This is a genomic window from Rhodococcus mengyinensis (genome assembly GCF_048381435.1).
In the GTDB taxonomy this organism is placed as follows: Bacteria; Actinomycetota; Actinomycetes; order Mycobacteriales; family Mycobacteriaceae; genus Rhodococcus_F; species Rhodococcus_F opacus_D.
On record NZ_JBLWIT010000048.1, the window covers coordinates 1 to 6,329 of the forward strand.

6 protein-coding genes and 1 pseudogene are annotated in these 6,329 nt (G+C 63.7%); 3 read left to right on the forward strand and 4 right to left on the reverse strand.

The window, feature by feature from the left end:
• Both ACNJ7E_RS08805 and ACNJ7E_RS08810 read left to right on the forward strand, forming a co-directional pair.
• Positions 1–732: ATP-binding cassette domain-containing protein (locus ACNJ7E_RS08805; RefSeq protein ID WP_418339632.1), on the forward strand; the 732-nt coding region annotated here is incomplete at its 5' end.
• 134 nt (positions 733–866) lie between these two features.
• Positions 867–2,210 (forward strand): C40 family peptidase, encoded by a 1,344-nt coding sequence (locus ACNJ7E_RS08810; protein ID WP_418339633.1) that lies wholly within the window; start codon positions 867–869, stop codon positions 2,208–2,210.
• Positions 2,211–3,130: 920 nt separating this feature from the next.
• On the opposite strand, the gene ACNJ7E_RS08815 is transcribed toward ACNJ7E_RS08810, so the two are convergent.
• From ACNJ7E_RS08815 to ACNJ7E_RS08830, 4 genes and pseudogenes are all read right to left on the reverse strand, one after another.
• Entirely contained in the window at positions 3,131–3,790 is a 660-nt protein-coding gene (locus tag ACNJ7E_RS08815; RefSeq protein ID WP_418339634.1) for a tyrosine-type recombinase/integrase, read from the reverse strand.
• Positions 3,787–4,140, reverse strand: a complete 354-nt coding sequence (locus ACNJ7E_RS08820) for a tyrosine-type recombinase/integrase (protein ID WP_418339635.1) — start codon at positions 4,138–4,140, stop codon at positions 3,787–3,789. Before ACNJ7E_RS08820 ends, ACNJ7E_RS08815 begins: the two co-directional genes overlap by 4 nt.
• Positions 4,074–4,988 carry a tyrosine-type recombinase/integrase gene (locus ACNJ7E_RS08825; RefSeq protein ID WP_418339636.1) on the reverse strand — a complete coding sequence of 305 codons (915 nt, stop codon included), beginning with the start codon at positions 4,986–4,988 and terminating at the stop codon, positions 4,074–4,076. The genes ACNJ7E_RS08820 and ACNJ7E_RS08825 overlap by 67 nt, the downstream gene beginning before the upstream one ends.
• A 165-nt stretch (positions 4,989–5,153) precedes the next feature.
• Positions 5,154–5,433: pseudogene (locus tag ACNJ7E_RS08830) on the reverse strand (IS701 family transposase); the annotation flags it as partial.
• 77 nt (positions 5,434–5,510) lie between these two features.
• Here ACNJ7E_RS08830 and ACNJ7E_RS08835 point away from each other — a divergent pair.
• Positions 5,511–6,319, forward strand: a protein-coding gene (locus tag ACNJ7E_RS08835) for an IS5 family transposase (protein WP_418338899.1) whose coding sequence is annotated in 2 segments (ribosomal slippage) — positions 5,511–5,844 and positions 5,844–6,319 — 810 coding nt in all. Because the reading frame shifts where the segments join, the coding sequence is not laid out codon by codon here.
• Positions 6,320–6,329 lie beyond the last annotated feature (10 nt).

Below are 6,329 nucleotides of genomic sequence, written 5' to 3' on the forward strand. Positions count from 1 at the left end.
CGCAAGATCGTCATGGAGAAGATGGAGCTCGTCGGCCTGCTCGGGGCCGAGGACAAGCTGCCCGGTGAGATCTCCGGTGGTATGCGCAAGCGTGCCGGCCTGGCCCGTGCCCTGGTGCTGGACCCTCAGATCATCCTGGTCGACGAGCCGGACTCGGGTCTGGATCCGGTGCGTACCACCTACATCTCGCAGACGTTGATCGACATCAACGCCGAGATCGACGCGACGATCCTGATCGTCTCGCACAACATCAATCTCGCGCGCACGGTGCCGGACAACATTGGCATGCTGTTCCGTCGTCATTTGGTGATGTTCGGTCCGCGGGAGGTGCTGCTGACCAGTGAGGAGCCGGTGGTCAAGCAGTTCCTGAACGGCACGATGATCGGTCCGATCGGGATGTCGGAGGAGAAGGACGAGGCCACCATGGCGCAGGAGCAGGCGATGGTCGATGCCGGTCACCACGCCGGTGGTGTCGACGACGTCGAGGGCATCGTCCCGCAGATGAAGGCGACGCCGGGGATGCCGTTCCGGCAGGCCGTCGCTCGCCGGCAGGAACGCGTCCGTCAGATCATGCACACCCTCCCCGAACACGCGCAGGCAGCTATTGCCGACAGCTTCCACGCATCTGACCCAGCGGTCGACGACTACGCGTTCGATGCTCCGACAGAATCATTCGCCCAGTTGCAGATGACACCCGCGTGGACAGCTCCGTCACGGTCGGACGCTTACTGATTTCTCGCTCAATCTGATATCGAAGGATCGCTATGTCGCTCGAATTCACAACCCGCAACACTCACGCCACCTGCACGCTGGCAGAACCCGTCATCCGCGGCTGTACCGCAGCCGTGTGACGAGACGAGCGAACAATGTCCGATCCAACCGCCATCATCGTCGCCATCGTGATTGCCGCCAGCGGGGCAGTTAACGGCGCCGACCTTCCGCAGCCGATCAAAGAACAAGCTGGTGAGGCGGTGCAGTCTGCCGAGCAAGCCGTGCCGGGCGCCGTACAGCAAGTCGACGACTTCGTCTCCACACTTCCACCCGACACACGACCATCGGTACAGCAAGGATTAGACGACGCGGTCGACGCCTTCGCGGATGTCGTCGAGCCGTACCTGCCATTGCCTGATCAGGTCAATCCACCGGTACCGGTAGGGGTAGACGGAGGGCCGGGGACATCACCACCGCTGAACGTCGCGGATCCCCTGCCAGGTCCGGAAATGGCGGGTACTTCTGGACCTTCCGCAACCGGCATCGCGAACAACGGCGCTGGCGAATCTCCCTTCACGACATTGAGGCCCGCTACCGTCCTCGGGGTATCACCCACCCCGGTTGGCGCCCTCGCTGTCTTCGCTCCATGGTTAACGAAGGCTGGAAACCTCTGCGACGGAGTGAAGGCATACACGCTGGCCGCGCTGTACTCCGCAGAGAACGGATTCAGGTACGGTGCGAACGCACCAGTGTCGTCCGCCGGTGCCCGCGGGCCCGGCCAATTCATCGACTCCACCTGGCGCAAATACGGCAAGGACGCCGACGGCGACGGCTTCGCGGACATCTTGGGCGTCGCCGACTCCGTGATGGCATCGGGACACCTGATGTGCGACATGTTCAGCCAGATCGATGCATGGAAGATCCAAGGGCTGGTCACGGGTGACACGCTGGACCTCACTATCGCCGGCTACAACGCTGGGCTCGGCGCGGTACTTCAGCACGGTGGAATGCCCTCGGGGAGTGTGGATTATGAGAATCAGACCAAACCGTATGTAACCAAGATTCGCTCGACCGAGGACGGGTTCGCTCGGATGTTGTCACCCTTCAACGGGCTGACCATATCCGGACTGGGCCAACAGATCACCGAACGTGCACTGAGCTACCTCGGTTTACCGTACGTCTGGGGAGGGGGCGGCATCTACGGGCCGTCTGGTGGAGGATTCGACTGCTCAGGGTTGACCTCATATGCTGTGCACGCTGCTTCCGGAGGGAAGAATACGCTTCCACGCACATCCGAACAGCAGTGGTCGATCGGCACTGAGATACCGATCCAGGTGGCAGTGCCCGGGGATCTATTGTTCGGAAACTGGGGGAGCGGTGGGCCCGGCCACGTCGCGATCTACCTTGGGGAGGGCCAGATGATCCACGCCCCGACAACGGGTGACGTAGTCCGGATAGCTCCTGTGTTCGACGGTATGAAGGTACGCCGCGTTTTGTGACTTTCCACTTCTTTTGCGAACGGAACACCTGCTCCGTCTCCATTCGTGCAGTAGAGCAACCGTCCGTGAAGTCAACGCCGACATAGCCGTGCACGAACCGAGTCTGGGGCGTGACGCGATTGGCATGGGGCCTGTAAGTTATGTCTCCTGATAGTTCGAGCCACTCGACGATGCCTGCAACTAGATAGGTGAGGACGAGTTTTGACTCGGGGTCGAAGTTCGGTGGCCCCCGCCCGCGCGGCCCTCGTTCACCTGGTTCGCTGCCTGATCGGTCTTCTCGGGGATCACCGCCTTGGTGCCTCTGCTGCGCAGCAGTTCCCGGTTGCCCCGTGATGTCAGCGGCCATGTAAATCCCTCAGATTGAGGGGTTCATCCGCCACGCAGTTGGATCTGGCGCAATTTTCGTGAAGCCGCTTGGCGTGTCACTGACCTGCATCGAAGAGGTCGGGTGAGGATTCTCCGGGTGCGCTGAAGACGGTGTGCGGGTCCACTTCCGCATCTGGCAGGTATCGATGTTGTCGGTGTTTGGCGAGTCGGATCGATGATCCGAACCCGGGCCCGTTCCCGAGGTGACCGAGCGTGGTGCACGCGGTGCGGTGGTGAGGCCACTCGTGTGCATTCGCGGTATCGCCGACCGGTGACCGACACCGCGATCGGCGGTGACCGACACCGCGATCGGCGGGCATCCGGTCCTGATCGATGTCCGGGCCCGCCGGTTCTTCTTCGACCAAGATCATAAGCGGGGACCATAGAAACACCACACAGCCCACCGCAATACGGAAACGCCACGTGAGCGCGGCGACCAAACGGGAATCGCAACACGACAACTAAGCGGAAAGAATGTGGCGTAGGTCGTGAATTCGTGGTGGATGTTCGGCTCCGGTGCCGATTCCGGTATCGTCGCAGAGCCGCCGGAAGGTCTACTGGACGTACTGGTAGATCATTCTGGTGCCTGCCATCGAGACGAAGAAGCTCTGGGCGGTGGTCTGCGGGCAGATCCAATCGCGGGTCCGGGTGTATCGGTCGAGTGCGGTGAGGGTGGACGCGTGCACGGGAACCAGTCTGGTTTTTCCGAACTTCGACTGACGGATCGTCAATACCGCATCGGCCCAGTCGATATCGCCGCGATCGAGCCGGATCGCTTCCCCTACCCGAATTCCGGTTGCCACCAGCAGCCCGATCAACGTTTCGTGGGTGGCCGCGGGCAGCGGCCAGTGCAAACGCCGCGCCCCGGCCATCAAAGTGTCGATGTCGGTCGGGCTGTAAATGTACGGCGGCCGCCACCGTCGCCGATTCGGGAGGAGCCCCGGTGGCGGCACCTCGGTGCGGGTGTCGATTCCGGCCATGTAGCGGGCGAAGCTGCGGGCGACGGTCATCCGCCTTGGCCCGACAGTGGTGTTCGGGTCGACGTCGGGCCCCTGCGCCCAGGCGAGGTCCGCTGCGACGGTAACCGTGGGGGTGCCAGTGGCATCGAGGTAGGCGACGAACTGCAGCAGCTGGCGGTGGTATGCAGCCAGGTCGTGGCCCAGACTGTAACGCAGCCGTAGGTAGTCTTCGGCAGCGTCGGCCAGGGCGCTCATCGCGCACCTCCGGGCCAAGGTGCCGCGATCGTCCGCAAGGTGTCGAACTCGACCTTCGCGTAGATGGCCGTCGTGGCAAGATCGCGATGCCGCAACACCTGGCTCACTTCGACGAGTGTGGCTCCCCGCCGCAACATCTCCGTTGCCAGCGAATGCCGTAGCCGGTGCGCGCCCACATCGGGCAGGCCGGCGCGATCACAGGCGCGATGGGTGACGTCGCTGACCAGGCCCGGTGTGATGGCACGCCTCGGCGCCTTGCATGTCACGAAGATCTGGTGGAGCCTCACCTCCGGACGCGCCTGCGCCAAGTACGCGGCCAACGCCTCGCCGACGTCGCGTGGCAAAGGCATGCCGTCCTCGCGAGATGCCTTTCCCTCGATACGATTTGCCCGGTTCGCCAGTTGATGTCGCTCAGCTCCAGTCGCGCCACTTCCACCGACCGCAAGCCCAGTCGGGCGACCAGCGTGAGTATTGCGAAGTCTCGGATGCCCGTGGGGTCGGTCCGGTCGCAGGTATCGAGTAGCCGCTGCACGTCCGCAGCAGCGATTGCCTTGGGAACGCCCGTGTCGTGCCAGCCGGCGACCGGCGGCAAGGCCGTGGCAAGCGGCTGTGGCGTCAGGCCGGCCAGATACAGAAACTTCAGCAGCGACCGCAGCTCCGCCACACGCCCCTTGGTCGAGCCGACGCTGAGGCGTCCGCTTTCCCGCAACAGGAACGCCACAACGTCTGCCCCGGTGAGGCTTCCGACCCAGCCACTGTCCTCGGTAACCCGCTGCGACAAGAACGAGCGCGCCAACTTCGCGTAACGCACAACCGTCGCATCCGCCAATCTCCGATCGGCGACGAGCCAACTACGATAGTGCGCCACCAGCTCCTCGACCGGTGTGGCCGGCGCAGCGGCCGCGACCAGCACACCCACGTGTCCCAGATAATTCAGTAGGGGATCCAACCCACGCGGCCCCGGCGCGCAATGCATTCCGGCGTCGCGGCACGCACTGCGGAACTCTGCCACCACGACCCGGTCGAGGCCCTCTGGAGCGAGGTCTCGCACATCCATCCACCGGCCGAGATCGCCCGCGATGGCCAGCATGTTCACAACCGAGCCCCGCGTGTATCCCAGCCCCAACAGCCACGTCCGATAGCCCTCGATAAAGGGCCCCATCCGGCCAGGCTTCCTTCTCGTGCTCGTGTGGGTCATGACCCGCCTCCATTCCCGGAGCGCCGTGCTCCGACAAAAGAAGCGTCAACCCGCCGACGAGACTATGCCGACCCGTTCGAGCGTTCATCATCCAGACCGCCACTCCCGGCACGGCGGATCACATCACCCCAGCCGCACCTCGGCATAGTTACCGACTCGGCATAGGTCGACGATCAACACCCCGGTGCGGTCGCCGAGCCTTTCGACCACGTAGTCACGCACACGTCGCGGACCCGTCGACGTCCCAGTCCGCCCGCCGCAGCAGGCGTTGCATCCCGTCCGGGCTCGCCTCACCGGCGCGCTCGGCCAGCGTCCACCCGTTCTTGCCGTTCCAGACCCGCAACGACGTACTCGCGGACCCGGGGGCCGCGGTTCCGACCGGACGAATCGACCGGATCCGCTCATGCAACGCTTCCAACTCGGCAGCAACCATATCGATGACCACGCAAAAGGTATCGTCTACCTGTCCAGTAAGAGCGTGTCTCATGTGGATGAAGTGATGTGTGGGACATAATGTGACGCGTGGTAGATGAGTTGTCACTGAGGTTGTTTCCGGATGCGTTGTGGGAGATAGTCGAACCGTTGATACCGCCTTTTGTCGCCCGGCCACAGGGAGGCGGCAGTGCGCCGGCCGATGACCGGGCGGTGTTCACCGCGATCGTGTACGTGCTCACCAGCGGATGTGCGTGGCGGCACCTGCCGCCCTCGTTCGGGGTCACGGTTCCTACTGCGCACCGAAGGTTTACCGCGTGGGTGGCAGCCGGGGTGTTCGAAAAACTGCATCGTAAGGTGCTCGACCAACTCGGTAGTGCGGGCGAACTCGACTGGACGGCAGCAATCCTGGACGCGGCAAGCGTCCGGGCAAAAAGGGGGGATCGCTGACCGGCCCCAGTCCCGTCGACCGCGGCAAGAAGGGATCGAAGATCCACGTCCTGTCCGAAACAAACGGAATCCCACTGGTCGTGGGCGTGACCGGGGCGAACACCCACGACAGCACGATGCTGCAACCAATGGTGGCAGCGATTCCGGCAACGAAGTCCAGGCGCGGACCACGCCGACGCAAGCCGGGAAAGCTTCGCGCCGACAAGGGCTACGACTACGACATTCACCGACGGTGGCTGCGCGAACAAGGCATCGTCCCGCGGATCGCCCGCCGCGGCATCGAGCGAAACGACCGCCTCGGCCGGTACCGGTGGAAGATCGAACGCACCATTGCCTGGCTCACCGGCTACCGACGTATGACCATCCGCTACGAACGCCACGGCGAACACTTCGCCGGCTTCCTTCACCTCGCCGCCGCACTCACCTGCTTCAAGAAACTCCCCACATGAGACACGCTCT

Bases quoted from the DNA above. Each gene is read 5' to 3' on its own strand.
- ACNJ7E_RS08810 (WP_418339633.1), top strand. From the start codon at position 867: ATGTCCGATCCAACCGCCATCATCGTCGCCATCGTGATTGCCGCCAGC.
- ACNJ7E_RS08825 (WP_418339636.1), bottom strand. From the start codon at position 4,988: ATGACCCACACGAGCACGAGAAGGAAGCCTGGCCGGATGGGGCCCTTT.
- ACNJ7E_RS08815 (WP_418339634.1), bottom strand. From the start codon at position 3,790: ATGAGCGCCCTGGCCGACGCTGCCGAAGACTACCTACGGCTGCGTTAC.
- ACNJ7E_RS08820 (WP_418339635.1), bottom strand. From the start codon at position 4,140: ATGCCTTTGCCACGCGACGTCGGCGAGGCGTTGGCCGCGTACTTGGCG.